Origin of the sequence: Kibdelosporangium phytohabitans, from assembly GCF_001302585.1 — a bacterium.
GTDB classification, from domain to species: domain Bacteria; phylum Actinomycetota; class Actinomycetes; order Mycobacteriales; family Pseudonocardiaceae; genus Kibdelosporangium; species Kibdelosporangium phytohabitans.
In genome coordinates, this window is the sequence record NZ_CP012752.1 from 5647635 (window position 1) to 5664477 (window position 16843).

General features: G+C 69.1%; 16 protein-coding genes. 4 read left to right on the top strand and 12 right to left on the bottom strand.

Features of this window, described 5'->3' with window-relative positions:
• Positions 1 to 27: 27 nt before the first annotated feature.
• A complete protein-coding gene (locus AOZ06_RS25675) occupies positions 28 to 888 on the top strand; it encodes a LysR family transcriptional regulator (protein WP_054291740.1) in 861 nt (286 codons plus the stop codon).
• 146 nt (positions 889 to 1034) lie between these two features.
• Here AOZ06_RS25675 and AOZ06_RS25680 read toward each other — a convergent pair whose 3' ends face one another.
• The gene (locus tag AOZ06_RS25680) at positions 1035 to 1505 is read right to left on the bottom strand and encodes a hypothetical protein (RefSeq protein WP_054291741.1); all 471 of its coding nucleotides are present in this window, start codon (positions 1503 to 1505) and stop codon (positions 1035 to 1037) included.
• Positions 1506 to 2107: 602 nt separating this feature from the next.
• On the opposite strand from AOZ06_RS25680, the gene AOZ06_RS25690 reads away from it, so the two are divergent.
• Entirely contained in the window at positions 2108 to 2431 is a 324-nt protein-coding gene (locus AOZ06_RS25690) for a hypothetical protein (protein WP_157233239.1), read from the top strand.
• A 216-nt stretch (positions 2432 to 2647) separates the two neighbouring features.
• Here AOZ06_RS25690 and AOZ06_RS25695 read toward each other — a convergent pair whose 3' ends face one another.
• Positions 2648 to 4300, bottom strand: a complete 1653-nt coding sequence (locus AOZ06_RS25695) for a DUF11 domain-containing protein (RefSeq protein WP_218922057.1) — start codon at positions 4298 to 4300, stop codon at positions 2648 to 2650.
• Positions 4301 to 4477: 177 nt separating this feature from the next.
• Complete coding sequence (locus tag AOZ06_RS56650; protein WP_157233240.1) at positions 4478 to 4621, bottom strand: hypothetical protein; 144 nt, start codon at positions 4619 to 4621, stop codon at positions 4478 to 4480.
• A 136-nt stretch (positions 4622 to 4757) separates the two neighbouring features.
• Between AOZ06_RS56650 and AOZ06_RS25700 the strand changes: the two genes are divergently transcribed.
• Positions 4758 to 5480 carry a hypothetical protein gene (locus AOZ06_RS25700; RefSeq protein ID WP_054291745.1) on the top strand — a complete coding sequence of 241 codons (723 nt, stop codon included), beginning with the start codon at positions 4758 to 4760 and terminating at the stop codon, positions 5478 to 5480.
• Between the two features lie 52 nt (positions 5481 to 5532).
• Here AOZ06_RS25700 and AOZ06_RS25705 read toward each other — a convergent pair whose 3' ends face one another.
• The 7 genes from AOZ06_RS25705 to AOZ06_RS25735 all read right to left on the bottom strand — a co-directional run bounded on the left by AOZ06_RS25705 (position 5533) and on the right by AOZ06_RS25735 (position 13304).
• Entirely contained in the window at positions 5533 to 6651 is a 1119-nt protein-coding gene (locus AOZ06_RS25705; RefSeq protein WP_054296916.1) for a carboxylate-amine ligase, read from the bottom strand.
• 162 nt (positions 6652 to 6813) lie between these two features.
• Positions 6814 to 7122 (bottom strand): STAS domain-containing protein, encoded by a 309-nt coding sequence (locus AOZ06_RS25710; protein ID WP_054291746.1) that lies wholly within the window; start codon positions 7120 to 7122, stop codon positions 6814 to 6816.
• Between the two features lie 191 nt (positions 7123 to 7313).
• Positions 7314 to 8885: a putative glycoside hydrolase gene (locus AOZ06_RS25715; protein WP_054291747.1), complete on the bottom strand. Its 1572-nt coding sequence runs from the start codon at positions 8883 to 8885 to the stop codon at positions 7314 to 7316.
• Positions 8886 to 9229: 344 nt separating this feature from the next.
• Entirely contained in the window at positions 9230 to 10438 is a 1209-nt protein-coding gene (locus AOZ06_RS25720; RefSeq protein ID WP_054291748.1) for an FAD-dependent monooxygenase, read from the bottom strand.
• Positions 10439 to 10449: 11 nt separating this feature from the next.
• Complete coding sequence (locus AOZ06_RS25725) at positions 10450 to 11934, bottom strand: MFS transporter (RefSeq protein WP_054291749.1); 1485 nt, start codon at positions 11932 to 11934, stop codon at positions 10450 to 10452.
• A 104-nt stretch (positions 11935 to 12038) separates the two neighbouring features.
• Complete coding sequence (locus AOZ06_RS25730) at positions 12039 to 12575, bottom strand: MarR family winged helix-turn-helix transcriptional regulator (RefSeq protein WP_225954732.1); 537 nt, start codon at positions 12573 to 12575, stop codon at positions 12039 to 12041.
• A gap of 75 nt (positions 12576 to 12650) precedes the next feature.
• Positions 12651 to 13304 carry a TetR/AcrR family transcriptional regulator gene (locus AOZ06_RS25735; RefSeq protein WP_054296917.1) on the bottom strand — a complete coding sequence of 218 codons (654 nt, stop codon included), beginning with the start codon at positions 13302 to 13304 and terminating at the stop codon, positions 12651 to 12653.
• 108 nt (positions 13305 to 13412) lie between these two features.
• Between AOZ06_RS25735 and AOZ06_RS25740 the strand changes: the two genes are divergently transcribed.
• Positions 13413 to 14327, top strand: coding sequence for an NADP-dependent oxidoreductase (locus tag AOZ06_RS25740; RefSeq protein ID WP_054291751.1), 915 nt, complete (start codon positions 13413 to 13415; stop codon positions 14325 to 14327).
• Positions 14328 to 14414: 87 nt separating this feature from the next.
• On the opposite strand, the gene AOZ06_RS25745 is transcribed toward AOZ06_RS25740, so the two are convergent.
• Both AOZ06_RS25745 and AOZ06_RS25750 read right to left on the bottom strand, forming a co-directional pair.
• Positions 14415 to 15407 carry a 2-hydroxyacid dehydrogenase gene (locus AOZ06_RS25745; protein ID WP_054291752.1) on the bottom strand — a complete coding sequence of 331 codons (993 nt, stop codon included), beginning with the start codon at positions 15405 to 15407 and terminating at the stop codon, positions 14415 to 14417.
• Entirely contained in the window at positions 15400 to 16572 is a 1173-nt protein-coding gene (locus tag AOZ06_RS25750) for a pyridoxal phosphate-dependent aminotransferase (protein WP_054291753.1), read from the bottom strand. Before AOZ06_RS25750 ends, AOZ06_RS25745 begins: the two co-directional genes overlap by 8 nt.
• Positions 16573 to 16843 lie beyond the last annotated feature (271 nt).

Below are 16843 nucleotides of genomic sequence, written 5' to 3' on the forward strand. Positions count from 1 at the left end.
GTTCCGGCGTTGCCATACGCTTTGGTTATGGACTGGAGCCTGAGAGAACTGCGGTTCTTCGTCACTGCTGCCGAATCGGGGTCGTTCACCGACGCGGCCACGCAGCTGCACGTGTCGCAGGCCGCAGTCTCACGCACGATCGCGGGCCTGGAGAAAACCGTGGGGGACAAGCTGTTGTGGCGGGTGTCGCGAGGGTGCGAGCTGACCAGTACCGGGCAACAAGTCCTGCCGCATGCTCGTAGAGTGCTGTCCGAAGCGGAACGGTTCACCGAGTTCCTGACCTTGCGCCAGGGAATTCTGCGGTTGGGGTACGCCTGGGCGGCGCTGGGGAAGCACACCGCGCGCCTGCAACGGAGCTGGGGCCAGCGCCACGACGCGATCGATCTGCAACTGGCTCGGCACAACTCACCCACCGCCGGCCTGGCAGAAGGACTGTGCGATGTGGCGATCGTGCGAATACCAGTCGACCAGAAGCGATTCGACTCCGTCGTGGTAGGACTGGAACGCAGGCTGGTCGCCTTCGCCTCCGACGACGCCCAGTGGTCGCGCCGACGCCAGTTGAGCATGGCCGAGATCGCCGGGCGCACCGTGATCATCGATCCCCGCGTCGGGACCACCAGCAGCCAGCTGTGGAGTGGCGCCGAGCATCCGCCCCGGTTCATCGAGTCCACCGACGTCGACAGTTGGCTGGACGCCATCGCAGCCGGGCGAGGCGTGGGAACCACTGCCGAAGCAACCGCACACCACCACCCGCGCCCAGGCGTGACCTACCGGCCCATCAAGGACGGCCCGCGAATCCCCGTCAGACTCGCCTGGTGGCGCGACAACAGACTCAACGGCCTGCGAGACCTCGTCGACACCGTCACCCAGCTCTACGCAGCGACATGACACTGCCGCGATCATTCGCTCACCGCAGCTGGGATCAGCCTGCTGGTGAAGCGGTTACGCGTGTTGTGCCGACCGACTGTGCCTGAAGCCCGCGGTATGGGCGGCGGCGTTGCGCACGGTGAGTCCATAGCGTGTTCGCGGAACCATCAGCGAGGCGAGCAGGCCGACGCGCCGCTGGCGTTTCTCCACCTCCCGCCGGTGCTTCGCCTCGTAGACACCGAAGGCGCGTGCGTGGTCATCCGGATGAGCCGCGAGTGCCTGGGAAAGCACATGTGCTCCGTCGCCATGCTGGACCCGCCGCCGAGCAACGCCGCGGCGGACGCCGCGTCACCGAGCAGGGCGACCCGGCCGCGGGACCACCTCGCCAGACGTACGTTGGTCAGCGGGTCGGAGTAGGGCGCCGGGTGCTGGTAGGCGGCGATGAACTCCGGTGCTCGCCAACCCACCCCGGCGTAGGCCTCGGCCACGATCCGCTTCCGCAGCGCGACGTCGTGGCGGTCGTACCCGTGCGCGGGCGCCGCGCGGAACGTGAAGTTCACGAGCGGCGTGTCCCGCCACGGGTGGACTGCCAGCATCCGGCCGAGGTCGGTCGTGAAGGCCTGTTCCGGGCCGAACACCAGTCCCCCGCACCGCGGAGTGGATGCCGTCGGCGCCTGTCACCAGGTCGAACCGGCGGGGCGCGGTCCGGCGGAACGCGACGCCGACGCCGGAATCGTCCTGCTCGATGGCGGTGATCGTGTCGTCGAAGACGAACCCGGCGTCATCGGCCGCTCTGTGGTTGAGCACCGTGGACAAATCCGACCGGGTGACCTCCACCCCTCGCGACGGGTCCGAGTTCAGCGGCAACCGCGCGATCCGTCGTCCGCCGTCGTCCAGGAGCGACACGTGAGTCGCGCGCGTCCTGAGTTCACGCAGCAGCGGCGAGATGCCCATCTCGTCCGCTACTGGAAGGGCCGGGCCACTGAGGACCACCGCGCTGCCACCGGACCGCAGTTGCTCCGACCGCTCGACGACCGTCGGCCGCCAGGTTCGGGGATCGTGACCAGCAGCGTGTCCGCAGCCTGGACGGCTTCGTCCCGCTTCAGGTCGTCCGCGATGGCGTCGGGCTCGCCCGCGTAGGTCTTGCCGAAGCGGGAAACGGCCCCGCCGAGGATGCCGACCTGTTCCCGCGATCCGTGGGGCCGCTGAGGCCCCGAACAGCGCGCGATCGTGCCCGGACGTGATGGGCAGGACGCTGCGCACCACCGCGACGCGGGGTGTCCCGGCATGGCCGGCCCGTCGCCAGGCGTCGCGGAAGACGGAGATCTGTTCGGCCTGCAACCGCGCGAACGGCACACCGGTGTCCTCCGAGAGCAGCGTGCTGCTCAGCAGGTGGAACCCTTGTTCTCCGGACCACCGGGCGCTGTGCCGGGTCGCGGCCCCCACCAGATCCGTTGCGGCAGCGTTTCCGACCGCGGTTGGAGGGCGAGCGGCGATCGACCGCCGGTTCCCCGGCCTGCTCGACCTGCTCGCCGCGGAGTTCACCCGGGGACGGGAGGACTGAGCACGACAGGACGGACGTTCCTGTCCCGCGGCGTCACACGGCAGTGGCCAGAACCGGAAGCTCTGTACCCCAGGACAACGCGCCCCTCATGATCACGAGGCCTTCTGATGGCAGTGTCGGCAGGAGACCACGCCCGCCTCACCGCCGAATGGGCGATGTCACGCCACCACGGTCACGGGGGCTGGTCGGGCAGCCGCGAACGGCTGCCCGTGCACATCAGCCGACAGGTGGGCAGGGTGTGCCCAAGGACGCTTGGGCGTGACTGACCACAATGTGGGTGCCCTGCAACAGAGTGATGTGCAGGGCGTTGACGGAAACACCACGGCCACCGGCGATCGTGGTGCGTTCGTTGACGATCACGCTGCCGACCAACGGGATCACGATCGGCAGGTTGGGCGTGGGGTTGAGCACAGGAACACCGGCGACCTTCAGGTTGGTGACCACCGTCGAGCCGGACGTGGTGATTTGGCCGAAGCTGTCCTGTGCCGCCGTTGCGGTGGTGGTGAGGGCGTCAGCGGTGACGAGGCCGCCGAGGAGGTTGACCTGGGCGGTTGTGGAGTTGGCGGACGCGGTGCGCAGGCCTTGGCTGTCCACTGTGCCCGACGCGTTCGTGTGGATGGCACCGAGTGAACCCAGGGTCGGCAGCGAGGCGTTGAGAACCCTGTCGGTGTCCACACCGGGCGTCGCGGTGCAGGTCAGGTCGGACGGCGCGATCGGTGCCACGCCAATCAAAGGAGCGATGACCTTGCCGCCGTGGGCGTGTGCGTCGAAGGCCAGGGCAGGGACCTTGAACTGGACAGTGGCGCAGCCGGGAACGTTGAGGCCGACCACGTCCGGGACACAGTTGGTGTACGTGCCCGCCTGCGCGGCGGTCACCTGGATTGTCGCGGTACAAGAGGTTTGGCCGGTGGTGAGGTTGCCGGAAACCCCGACCGCGGTGGGTGACGCGGTTATCACGCCGCCATCGCAGGTGGTGGTCGCGGTGGAGGGGTCCGCGACCAGGCCCGCGGGCAGGGTGTCGGTGAAGCTCCAGCCGGTCTTGGCAGCCAGCTCAGATGTGTTGGTGACCGTGAACGTCAGGGCCACCGGGCTGTTGATCGTCGCCGAGGCCGCGCTGAAAGTCTTGTCCAGCTGGGGTGTCACGTCGAGGATCTTGATGTTGTCGATCGCGGAGTCGTTGCCGTAGGAATCACTCTGGCCGTTGACCATCCGCACACCGACGGAAGACCCGGCGAACAACGCGGGGCTGTTGCTGACGTAGGTCCCCACCGAGGTTCCGTTGATCACGGCGCCGGGGTTGACACACGGGTCGATCGGGCTGCTGAACGTGGGAATCGCAGCGGGACCGTCGACGAGGTAGAACTTCAGTCGCGGATGGGATCCCTGGCAGCCGCGGGCGGCGGCGTCGACCGAGAAGGTCAGGAACCGGCTCGCCCCGCTGAGCGGGATCGGCTGCGTGGTCTCGATCTGGACCTTGTCCGGACCGGGATTCGCGCTGGTGTAACCGATCACGCTGTGGTTGGTGGCGGCATCCCCGCCCGCCCACTGCCCCAGCGCGGCCGACAGCTGCTGCGCCTGCGTCCAGAAGCCGCCGCACGCGGCCCCCGGAGGTTCGACGGGGGAGTTCTGTAACGAGGTGATCCACCCGTTGCACGCGGTCAGCCACGCCGGATCCGCGGTGTACTGCTGACTGACCGGCGGCGGACCCGTGTAACCGGTCACCAACTGGGGTGTCGCGCCCTGGCCGAACTCGAAGCCCTCGGCGAACACCACCGTCGGCGCCTGGGGCACACCGGGATCCGCGAAGACCGGACTGCTGAGCGGCGCGGCGAGGGTGGCGACCACCGCGGCGCCAAGAACGATCGTCAACCTGGAGGAACGTGTCTTGCCCATGTCCCAGCACTCGCAGCGATCAACAATTACGTTACCCGGTCAGCAAATCACCCGGCTGCCTACGGCCGAACAGGTGAATCTCTCTGTCTTATGTGGCCGGTGGCCGCGTTCTTGCTGAAGAGCGGAGCGTTCGGGTTGACTGGCACGGCTTCGTCAGGTCCGCCACTTGCGGAGATCGTCCAACAGGCTGAGACCGGCAATCGGCTTGGTGCTGGCGTACCGGCGCGCACGCGCGAGGTGGTCGAAGTCGATCAGCTGTGCGGTGCGCACGAGGTGCCGCGCCAAGCCGCCCGACATCGAACAGGCCATGCCAAGACTGGGCCGGTTCGAGCCGCCGGGTACCGGTCGGCGGAACCGCTGCTGCAGTACTTTGTGGACTCACGGCCCGCCGCCGTTGCGTATCCGGATCTGTGCAGTCGACTAGTATGAAGGTATGGCTGGATGGTTGCGGGACCTGCGCGGCGGCGACCCGGATGACCGCGCGCCTGTGGTCTACGCGGATGCGATCGCCGCGTTGGGCCAGGAGGGCGACATGCTGGTCTATCCCGACGACGTGCGCACGGAGCGGATCGTCGGCACTGTGACGCGGGCCGGGGACTTCGATGCGCGCTTCCGGTTGGTGAACCAGTCGCTGCGGGCGCGTCATCGGTCGGTCGCGCACGCCGTGGCTGCCGGGATCGCGCTGCCCCGCGTGGAGCTGATCCAGCTGGGCGAGATGTACTTCGTGGTCGACGGGCACCACCGGGTGTCGGTGGCGCGGGCGCGCGAGCAGCACAGCGTGCCCGCGGTCGTCCGGCGCATCTGTACGACCGCCTACGCGATGTGGTGCCTGCGGCTGTCACATCTGGCCAGCAAGGCGGCTGAGCGGGAGTTCCTGAAGCGGGTGCCGCTGCCTGACGACACCCGCAACAAGTTGTGGTTGGACCGTCCCTCTGACTGGGCGCGGTTGGCCGACGCCGCCGAGGCGTGGGGGTTTCGCCGCGGCCTGGTCGGGATAGGTCCGGGTGAACTGGCACAGCGGTGGTGGACTGACGAAGTGGTGCCGCTGGTCGGCCGGCTGCGGGCGAGCGGGCAGGGCGTCGGGCTGCGAGACATCGAGCTGTACGCCGCCGACCTCGCCGACCGTGACCGCCGCATCGGCCTCCCACCGAACTGACCCGCTCGCCAGCGAATGGAGGCGGTGCCGCTGCGCCGGGCGGGCGTGACGTTCAGCCGGCAGATCGTTGGACATCCACGTCGGCTCGATCGTCCACCGGGTCGACGGCGAGCATGCTGACGACGTCCTCGATCTGTCCGTTTCGTTCGAAGGCCTGTCGTTGGCGGTCGGCTCCGCCGCCGCGAACGGACAGCCGGGCGGCTTGTTCACGGGCGAAGTCGTGGTCGTTGTTCTCGCGCAGGACGGGGGCGAGGGTGCTGAGCAGTTCGGTCAGCAGTTCGTGGGTGGGGACGGCGTTTCCGTGCCGCGGGTGGGGACAGTGGCCGGTGAAGCCGTCCCGGGACGCGCGCCACAGGCGTGCTCGCAGGATCTCGTTGGACAGGTCGGGTGCGGGTGTCGTGGTGTTCAGTGCGGCGTGGGTGAGCGCCCGGACGATCACCGCGAGCAGAACCGCGTCCTGCGGGATCGCGGCGACGTCGCTGACGCGGAACTCCAGCGTGGGGTGGCGGTCGGACAGCCTGATGTCCCAGTAGACCATCGCCCGGTCGAGAATCGCGCCGGAGCGCAGGCAACCGTCCACGATGGACTCGTAGTGGTCGTGCGAGGCGAACCGCGGTGGCGGCCCAGCCGAGGGCCACTGTGTCCACCGCCGATACCGCCAGCTGCTGTATCCGGTGTCGGCGCCACTCTCGATCGGTGAGTTCGCCGTCAACGTGAGCAGGAGCGGCAGCCACGGCCGGACATGGTTGATCACGTGCACCCCGGCTTCGGCGTCCGGTATCCCGACGTGCACGTGACAGCCGCAGGTTGTGACCTGGTCGATCACCGCACCGAAGTGGTCGGCCATGCGCTGGTAGCGGGGATTGGCGGTGAGCCCGGGCGGGTCGGCCTCGGCAACGAGTGCCGCGCCGCTGGGAACCAGCCGCAGGCCGCGCCGCTCGCCGGCCACGGCGAGGCCCGTGCGCAGGTCGTTCAGCTGGCCGAGAAGTTCGTCGTGCGTACGGCAGATGCCGGTCGCCAGTTCTGCTTGGGAACGGTTGAGTTCCGTCTGTAACTCGCCGTCGTGGTCGTCTGCGTCGTGGACGAGTGCGGCGGCGTGTCCGGAGAGTCCGCCGCGGTGGTCCACTACGAAGAACTCCTCTTCGACCCCGAAGGTCAACTGTTCGCTCATGGTGTGTTCTTCCTGCTGCGGAGTGGTCGCCGTCTGGATCGATTTGTGCGGGATGTACCCGGTCGGGGCGACCACCAATCAGCGCGACGGGAACTGCGAGCGATCCGGAGCCGGACGGACGGCACAAAACCCCTGTCCCGCGGCTTGGGGCGGACTGTTCGCTCAGGGACGTCCTGGCTCGATCGCGGCGGCCAGCGTGTCGGCCAGGGTGAACCGCTCGCCGAGCCCGGTCAGCTCGATGGTGTGCCGGGCGACGCGGCCGCAGACCACACGCACTTCGACGCCGCGCCGGTCGGCCTCATCCTGGACCTCGACCAACGCGGCCAGTCCGGCCGAGCCGAGGAAGTCGACCCGGAGCATGTCGATCACCAGCAGTTCCACGTCGGTGGTGAGTGCGGCGTGCAGTCGCGTGGCGAAGTCCTCCCCGCTGACCACGTCGACCTCGCCCGGAATCGTGAGAACCGATGTCACGGGCGATGTCGGACGCTCCCTCCCGAGCCTGTTGCTGGTGGAGGTTTCTTCGCCGTCGGCAAGTGTGGACACGAACCGTGGTTACCCCGTGCCGCGGCCTGGTGAAACACGTGTCATGTCGGCCCAGGCGAGGGTCCCGGCGCCCGCGACCAGTGCGAGGCGCACGGTGCCGACTTCGGCGAAGAACCGGATCACTTGGGGTCGAGGCCGGTGTGGTCGTAGCGGCAGTTGGCGTTCCACAGCAGGAACGAGGGCGCGCCGCTCTGCCGGGACGCGTCGATCTGTGCCCTGACTTCCGCGGCGCCATACGATTTGCGCAGGCTGAAGGCCTGAAGCCAGGGGATCACCTGCGCGCCGCCGTCCCGCGCTTTCGCCACGAACGCGCTGACCGACTTGGCGGTGATGTCGTAGGGCTGTGCTTCCGGCTGCGCGACGCCGTACTCACCGGGACCCCAGTGCGACGGATACACCATGGGGGAGATGTAGTCGACAGCGCGGGAGATCGCCGGGATGTCCTGTGCGACGGGTGCTGGGCGGTCCGCCGCGATGCCGAAGACGGACGCGCCGAGGAACGCGCCGTGCTTGCGGGTCTCGGCGCGGCTGCGGCTCAGGAAGTCGACGATCGCCTGCTCCGGCGCGCCGGTGAAGCCCGGGGTCCGCATCTGGTCCAGGCGCCCCTCGGGACGCCGGACGTAGTCGTAGAGGATGTCGTCGAACCCCAGCTGCGCCGCCTCGGCCGCCAGGTCGATGTTGTACTGGACCACGTCCGGGTCGCCGTAGTTGGTGAACGCGAACTGACCGTAGGTCCCGGACCACGGCCGGCCGTCCGCGGTCTGCACGACGCGATGCCGGGCGCCGGAGTCCCACGAGGCACGCGCGAGGACCGGATCGCGGAACGCCACGATCCGCCCGACGACCCGAAGATCAGCGGCGTGCAACTGGTCGATGGCCGCACGCGCGTCGTAGTACTTCCTCGTCGCGCCGATCTGCCGGGCCAGCGGGACGGCCGAGTCGTACCCGACTTCTCCGCTCTCGTCTTTGATGTCGAGCTGGACCGTGTCGATCCTGCCCTCACGCGCCAGCTGCAGGACGGGTTCACGCAGCTGCCGCGACGACCACGCGGCCGCCGACATGTGCACGGCACGCATGCCCGGATGCTGTAGCTGGAGGGCGACGTCCTTGGTCGTGGTGTTGCCCGCAGAGTCCCGGGCGGACACGCGCAAAGTCGCCGGCACTGGAGACAGTTCGAGTGAGAAACGGCCGTCCGCCGCCAACGGTACTGGCCGGTCGTTCACCGTCATCGACGCGGCGTCGTGAGCCTTGCCGGAAACGGTGAGTGGTGTACGCAGGTTCTGGGCGTTCGTGGCGTCCACAGAGACAGCCGGCCCGGTGTTGTCCACTGTGAACCGCCGACTCACCTCGTGCCCGGCCAGCAGAGGAACTGCGGACCCCGTCCGCGCGGTGATCGTGTGGGGTCCTTCCGGCAGCGCGGGGTCGACCAGAGTCAGGCGGCCCTCGCTGTCCGGCTGGACGGCTCTTGGCGTGCCGTCCACCAAGATCTCGACGTCGGAGGCGCTCGTACTGGTGCCGGCCACCACCGCGACGTTCCGCAGCGCGGCCGACGTGACCGCGGCTCCTTCGTCGAGCCCGACGACCGTCACGTCCTTGGTCAGCCACCGGTTCACCGCGGGCATCAAAGCCAGAGTCACCAGCACCAAGGTGGTGACCACGAGTGCGAGGACCACGGTCCGTCTGCGCCGCATCGGATTGTCCACTGTGCATCCCCTATAGGCATCGGAATCGACCGCGGGACGCGGCGCTGAGGATTCTGGTTCCCAGCCGGCGCCGTTTCTACCCGAAAGTCCACCATTCGTGTTACCCGAACGGCCCACTGCCGGTTCACTGTTGACTGTGGACACTGCGTGGAGCGGACGCTGCGGGCGAGGTGTGGCGGCGGTCGGGACCATCCTCCCTCTGCTGACCTGAAACCCCGTACGCCCACGGCCATGGACGCCTGAGTCCCGCACTTACCCGAGGATCGGCCAACCTCGTCCACGAACGATTTACCCGTTGCCTTTTGTGGACAAACCACGCCCGGGACCCGGCATCACTTTCCGCCCTGCTGCGTGGCCACGTGGTAGGTGGGCAGGTCGATGGCGTCGGAGGGCGGGTTGGTGAACCGGGTGGCGAGACGGCTGACCCGGGGGCGGGTGGCGAGGCCGGCGACGGTGTTGAGCAGCCGGATGCCGGTGCGGGTTTTCGGGGCGGCCAGGCGGGGTGCGATCCAGGAGACCTTCTGCGCTTGGGTGACGTAGGGCCTCATGGTGGTTTCGTAGGCATGGAAGGCATCGCGGTGGTCGGGGTGGCGGCTGAGCTCTCCGGCGAGGACATAGGCGCCGACGAGGGCCAGGCTGGTGCCCATGCCGCTGAGCGGGGAGGCGCAGTAGGCGGCGTCGCCGACGACGGCGATCCGGCCGCGTGACCACCGCGTGAGGTGCATCTGGCCGACGGATTCGAAATAGAAGTCCGGTGAGTCGCCCATGTTGTCGAGCACGCGCGTCGTCTCCCAGCCCGCGGTGGCGTAGTGACGGCGCAGGAAGTCCTGTTGCGCCGGGGCTTGCAGCCGGTCGAGCCCGGCGCGCGGGTGCAGAAAGGACAGTGAGGCGCGGGTGGTGCCGAGGTTGTCGGGACGCAGGAGGACGACGCGGCGGCCGGGTGCGTTGTACCAGCGTGCCCAGCGGCCGTCAGACTCGGCACGGGGGATGGTGAAGTAGGCGACGTAGAGGCCGAACGACCGCGTGCGCGCGATGTCGGCGAAGACCAGGTCACGGGTGCGGGAGCGCAGGCCGTCGGCGAGGACGACGAGGTCGAACCGGCGGTCGGCGCCGTTGCGGAAGGTGACGTCGACGCCGTCGCCGGTCTCGGTCAGGCCGGTGATCTCGTCACCGAAGACGTAGTGGGTCTCGTCTCGGGTCCGCTGGTGGAGCAGGTCGGCCAGTTCGCCGCGCAGGAGTTCCAGCTCGGTGACGAACCCGTCACCGTCGAGGTCGGCGGCGCCGAACGACGCGCGGACCCGGTCGCGGTCGTCGACGAAGCGCACCCCCTCCTCGTGGGTGACGCGGTCGCGGGCGGCTTGTTCCAGGCCCATGCGTTCGATGACGGTGCGTCCCGCGCCGCGCAGGTCGACGGTCTGTCCGCCGGTGCGCAGCTCCGGTGCGCGTTCGACCACGGTCGAGTTCATGCCGTGCTGGTTGAGCCAGTACGCGAGCGCCGGCCCGGCGATGCTGGCGCCGGAGATCAGGATGTCGCGGGGCACGGGTGCACTCCTCACGAGGTGGCGCGGTGTTCGGCGGAAGCTGCCGGTGACGGGGACTTCGACGGCGCGGCGGTGGCGGCGAGTTGGGTTTCGTCGGGCCGGGCGCGGCGGGGGAACAGCGGCGAGATGAGCAGGAACAGCCCGATGACGATCGCCTGGACCACGAGAGCGTCGCGGAAGCTCTCGGTGGGGCGGGCGGCGTCGGCGAAGAACACCGTGCTGAACACGGCGACGCCGACCGATCCGCCGATGGACTGGACCGCGGTGAGCACACCGGACGCGGAACCGACCTCGTCGTCGGCGACGGCGCCGAGCACGGTGTTGAACACCGCTGCGATCACGATGCCCGCCCCGATCCCGGCGACGACACCACCGGGCACGATCCGCCAGATGCTGAAGGGGTCCGTGCCCGACAGGGTGATCCACAGCCACGCCACACCGGCGAACTGGACGACCGCCCCCACCTGGAGGACGGCCCGGCCGAGTCTGGCGGCCAGGAGTCCCCCGCTGATCCCGCCGCCGACGGCGGTGCCCAGCGCGACCGGGAGGTTGCCCAGCCCGGCCGCACCCGCGGTGAAGCCCTGGCCGATCTGCAGGAAGAACGTCAGGACCAGTTGGGTGCCGATCAGCCCGCCGAAGAACAACGCGACCGCGACCAGTCCGACGGTGAACGCGGGCTTGCCGAACAAGGCAGGGGTGACCAGCGGAGCGCGCCGCAGACGGACGATCCGGCGCTGCCACAACGCGAACACCACGTAGCCCAGTGCTGCCGCCGTGAGGGAAAGCCATGTCCACACGGGCCAGCCCGACGCCTGCCCCTCGTTGAGCGGAAGGACCAGCAGCGCCGAAGCAGCCGCGACGAGGGCCGCGCCGACGATGTCCACACGCAACCCCGGCGTTCCGGCGCCGCGGGGAACCAGCCGCCATGCCAGTGCCAGCGCGGCGAGTCCGACCGGGACGTTGACCAGGAACACCAGCCGCCAGCCGAGACCGAACAGGTCCCAGTCGACCAGCGCGCCGCCCAGCACCGGACCGAGCACTCCGCCGAGACCGAGGACCGGACCGAAGACGGCGAGCGCCTTCGTGAGATCGCGGGGCGAGAGGTTGTCGCGCAGGATTCCCAGGCCCTGCGGCAACATCATCGCCCCAGCCACTCCCTGGACGAGCCGGAAGGTGATCAGCAGGGCGACGTCCGGCGCGATCGCGCACAGCACCGACGCGGCGGTGAAGGCCACGAGTCCGAAGAGGAACATCGGGCGGCGGCCGAAGCGGTCACCGAGCCGCCCGCCGAGTACGAGTCCGGCGCCGAGGGCCAGCGCGTAGCCGCCGATCACCCACTGCAGCCCGACCGGGCTCGTGCCCAGCGACCGTTCCAGCGACGGACCCGCCACGTTGACGATCGTCGAGTCCAGCAGGTCCATCAGTTCGACGACGAGGACGGTCGCCAGCAACCACCACACCGCCCGCGGCGATGTCTTCCTCTCAGACGCGGACATCTTCGTTCACTCCAGATCATGGTGGGGCGGCCCGTTTCGGGGGCGCGTTCGTCGGCCGGGGCGGCATGCCCCGGTGGGGGATGGCGGTGTGGACCGGTGTGGGGTCAGCCCTGGGACAGGGAATCCGCCGTGTCCGTGTAGATCCGCACGACACCGGTCAGGAAGGCCTCGACGACGTCCCGGTCGGCGGGGCTCAGCGCCCCCACGAGGTTCTCCACGCCGTGCAGCAGCGGGTGGAGGTGGTCGAAGATCCGGGTCATCGACTCCTGAACCGGCTCGACCAGCACTTTGCGGCGGTCGGTGGCGTGCGGGCGCCGGACGATGTGCCCGGCTTTCTCGAGCCGGTCCACGATGTGCGTGCTCGCCGCGGTCGAGACCCGCAGCCTGTCGGCGAGTTCCTTCGCGGTCAGCGGACCGTCGGTGGTCAGGTGTTCCATCGCCGACAGGTCCGTGGAGTTGACCCCGAGAGCCCCGCTCAGGCCCTGCTCGATCACGCGCGTCAACGTCCCCACTTGTTGCAAGCGTTCCATCACCGCGTTGCCAACGCCCGGGGCGTCGACCCGCCACTGGCCCGAAGGGGCGTCCGGGCCGACGTCAGGCGACGTGTCGGCGCGACGGGAACCACCAGCGAAGGACGTCATGCAAGTAGACTACTGGATAAGTTACTAACTAGATTAGCGAAATAATGTGACGGCGGGCACCGGCGCTCCCCGGGCTCAGTGGTCGTTGTGCCGTCTGCGATCCGGGCGCAGCAGGTGGGCGAGTTGATCCCGGCAGCGCTCGCGGTACTCCTGCGACAGCGGGTCGACCCCGAAGATTCCCGCGACGTGCTTCGGCAGCGCCAACGGGGCGAAGGCCAGCATGTAGGACAGCAGCAGGGCGAACTCCGGGTCGACGTCGTCGGCGAGTTCGCCGTCGCGCTGCCTCTGCCGGATCCGCTCGACCCCTTGTCGTAGGCGCTCGCGCTGCTCCTGGTCCAGCTTGTCCTGGTTGCCGGGGTCGTCGCCCAGGGCTTGCCAGATCACCAGCCGTGCCCAGTCCGGCTGGTCGAGCACGGCGTCCAGGTGTGTCGCGAAGGATTCCTCGAAGGTCGCGTCCGGGGGCACTGTGGCGGTTCCGGACGTTGCCCACCTGCCGCGCAGTTCGTCGAGCAGGCCTTGCTTCCCTCCGAAGTGGTAGGAGATCAGCTGCTGGTTGACCCCGGCCCGCTCCGCGATGCTCGCGGTCCGCGCGCCGGAGTAGCCCTTCGCGCCGAACTCCGCCACCGCCGCCGCGAGGATGCGCTCGCGAGTGCGCTCCGCGACCCGCCCCCGTTCCTCCGGCTTGGTCGCGCGGCGTCGCGGCCGGACGTCGCCCTGATCTGCTGCCATCCGCACAGCCTAGTGCTTCACGCACCCACTTGAACATGATCATTCAACCGTTTGACAAGATTCATTCAAATGATTGAACATGGGTGCGTCAACGAAAGGACGTCGGTCATGAGCAAGGCAGTGGTGTTCTCCGAGTACGGGCCGCCCGAGGTGCTGCGGGTCGTGGACCTCCCGGCCGCGCGGCCGGGGCCCGGCCAGGTCCGGGTACGGGTGCGCGCCGCGGGAATCCAGCCCTTCGACAACCTCTTCCGCAGCGGGCAGACCGCGCAGTGGGTGCCCGCCCACTTCCCGCAACAGGTCGGCAACGAGGCCGCCGGAGTCGTCGACGCGATCGGCCCGGGAGTGACCGAGTTCGCCGTCGGGGACGAAGTCCTCGGCTGGGTGGAGCTGGCCGCTTTCGCCGAGCACGCGGTCATGGCCGTCGACCAGCTCGTGGCCAAGCCCGCGGGTATGCCGTGGGAGGAGGCCGGGGCGCTGTCGGCATCAGGGCAGACAGCGCACACCGCGTTGCGGGAGCTGGCGGTCAACGATGGCGAGACGGTCCTCGTGCACGCCGCCGCCGGCGGAGTCGGCAGCATCGCGGTCCAGCTCGCCGTCGCGTGGGGCGCCACCGTCATCGGCACCGCGAGCGAACGCAACCACGACTACCTGCGCACACTGGGCGCAATCCCAGTCACCTATGGCGACGGTCTTGCCGAGCGGGTACGCGCCCTCGCTCCGGACGGGGTGCACGCCGCGCTCGACGGCGTCGCCACTGAGGACTCCCTGCACACCTCCCTTGAGTTGGTACACGACACACATCGTGTCGGCACAGTGGCGTTCAACCCGATCGCCCAGCGCCTCGGTGTCCGGCGCCTCGGCACCCAGCGCTCCACCGACCGGCTGCGCGAGCTGACGGCGCTGCACACCAAAGGCGCCCTCAAAGTCGCTGTCCACCGGACGTACTCGCTGGACGAGATCGCCGACGCGCACCGTGAAGTGGAGACCGGACATGTCCGGGGCAAGGTCGTCATCGTCCCCTGAGCACCTCGCCCGCGCGGCGGCCATGTCCGGGACCGGTTCCCACGGTCGTCACACGGCGGTGGTGACGCGCCATAGTGGACAGAATCGCTATGGCTGTCGAGCGAGCACTTCCGGGTTGAGCAGGCAGCGCGGGCGTTGTCCGGCCAGGCCCGCGAACAGGTTCTCGACAGCGAGCAGGCCCATCGCGGTCCGGGTCTCGATGGTGGCGCTGCCCAGGTGCGGCAACAAGGTGACGTTGTCGAGGCTGAGCAGGGCCTCGGTGACGGCGGGTTCGCGTTCGTAGACATCCAGCCCGGCGGCGAAGATCTCGCCGGTGCGCAGCGCGTCGGCGAGGGCCTGCTCGTCCACGATGGGACCGCGTGCGGTGTTCACCAGCACAGCTGTCGGTTTCATGTGACGGAAGGCGTTGGCGTCGAACAGGTGCCGGGTCTCCGGCGTCAGCGGGGTGTGCACGCTCACCACGTCGGCCTCGGCCAGCAGGTCCGCCCACTCGCGCCATTCGACCCGCGCCTCCCGCTCGACGTCGGCGGGCAGGCGGACCACGTCGGTGTAGATCACCCGCATGCCGAACCCGAGGGCCCGCCGGGCGACCGCGCGGCCGATCCGGCCGCAGCCCACGACGCCGAGCGCCTTGCCGTACAGGTCGTGACCGAGCATCATCCGCGGGTCCCAGATCCACGGCGTGCCGGTGCGGATCAGCCGATCCCCCTCGGCCACGCGGCGCGTGCCGGCGAGGACCAGCGCCCAGGCCAAGTCGGCGGTCGCCTCGGTGAGCACGTCGGGAGTGTTGGTCACCAGCACACCGCGGCTGGTGCATTCGGCCAGGTCGATGTTGTCGAACCCGACCGCGTGGTTGGCGACGATCGTCAGGTCCGGTCCCGCGGCGTCGAGGAGCTCCGCGTCGACCTTCTCGGTGAGGACGGTCAGCAGCCCGGCCTTGCCCGCGGCCCGGCGCAGCAGTTCGTCACGCGGGATCGCGTCCGGCGGGCCTTGGTACAGGTCCAGTTCGCAGCGCCCGGAGAGGGACGTCATCGCCTCCTCGACGAGCGCGCGAGTCACCAGAACGGCCGGTTCAGGCATGCGACACCTCACTGAGCAGGTCGTTCAACGCCGCGGTCGCGGCCTGGATGTTGTCGATGGTGTTGGCGTAGGAGAACCGGAGGTACCCCTCGCCGTACGAGCCGAACGCGGTTCCCGGCAGGCACGCCACGCCCGCGCGCTGCAACATCATGTCGGCCAGTTCAGCCGCGGGCAGGCCGACCTCGCGCACGTTGGGGAAGGCGTAGAACGCCCCGGCAGGCACCGCACACGACACCCCCGGCACGGCGTTGAGGCCGGACACGATGACGTCCCGGCGTTGCCGGAAGGCCTCCGCCATCCGGTCCACGTCGTCCCACGGTCCGCGCAGCGCCGCGATCGCCGCGTGCTGGCTGAACGCCGACGTGCACGACACGGAGTTGATCACCAGGCGGCTGACCGGTTCGACCAGCGCGTCGGGGAACACACCGAAACCCAGCCGCCAGCCGGTCATCGCGAACGTCTTGGACCAGCCGTCGAGCAGCACCGTGCGCTCAGCCATCCCGTCGACGTCCAGCACGCTGTGGTGCTTGCCGTCGTACTGCAACGCCCAGTAGACCTCGTCGGACAGCACCACGAGATCGTGTTCGATGGCGATGGCGGCGATTGCCTCGGCCTGTTCGGCGGACATCGCGCTGCCGCACGGGTTGTGCGGCGAGTTGAGGATCAGCAGCTTGGTGCGGTCGGTGACCAGCGCCGCCAGCTCGTCCGGGTCGATGGTGAAGTTGTTGGCCTCCCGCAACGGCACCGGGACCGGCCGTGCCCCGGCGAACGCCGCGATCGACGCGTACATCGGGAAACCGGGATCGGGGTAGAGCACCTCGTCGCCCTCTTGGCACAGCGCCATGATCGTGAAGAACATGATCGGCTTGGCACCGGGCGTGACCACGACCCGGTCCGGGGTGGTGCGCAGCCGTCCGGTCCGCTCGAGGAAGTCCGCGACCGCGAGACGCAGTTCGGGAATGCCGGGCGCTGGGACGTAGTGGGTGTGACCACTGTGCAGTGCCTCCGCGGCAGCCGCGGTGATGTGCGCGGGCGTGTCGAAATCCGGTTCACCGATCTCCAGGTGGATGATCTCGCGCCCACCTCGCTCCAGTTCGCTGGCCCTGGCCAGCACCTCGAACGCCGACTCGGTTCCCAGCCGTCGCATCCGATCCGCCAACTTCACAGGTTCGACTCCTTCCGCACGCCTCGGCAGTCCTTGTTCATCTTCACGGCGCACGCGGCATGGCCACTACGTAAGAAATGAGGGTCTCTACCCAATTAATTCGGTTGCTGGGCCGGTGGTCGCGCCATGTAGCTGCCGGTCCCTGCGGCCAGATGGCGGTACTGCACCGCATGGATGTGCCCGGCGAACGCCGTGCAGATGGCCGCGGCCGTTCCGGATGGGCTCACATCTCGCGGGGCTGCGCCGTCGGTTGGGGGAGAACCAGGGCGTA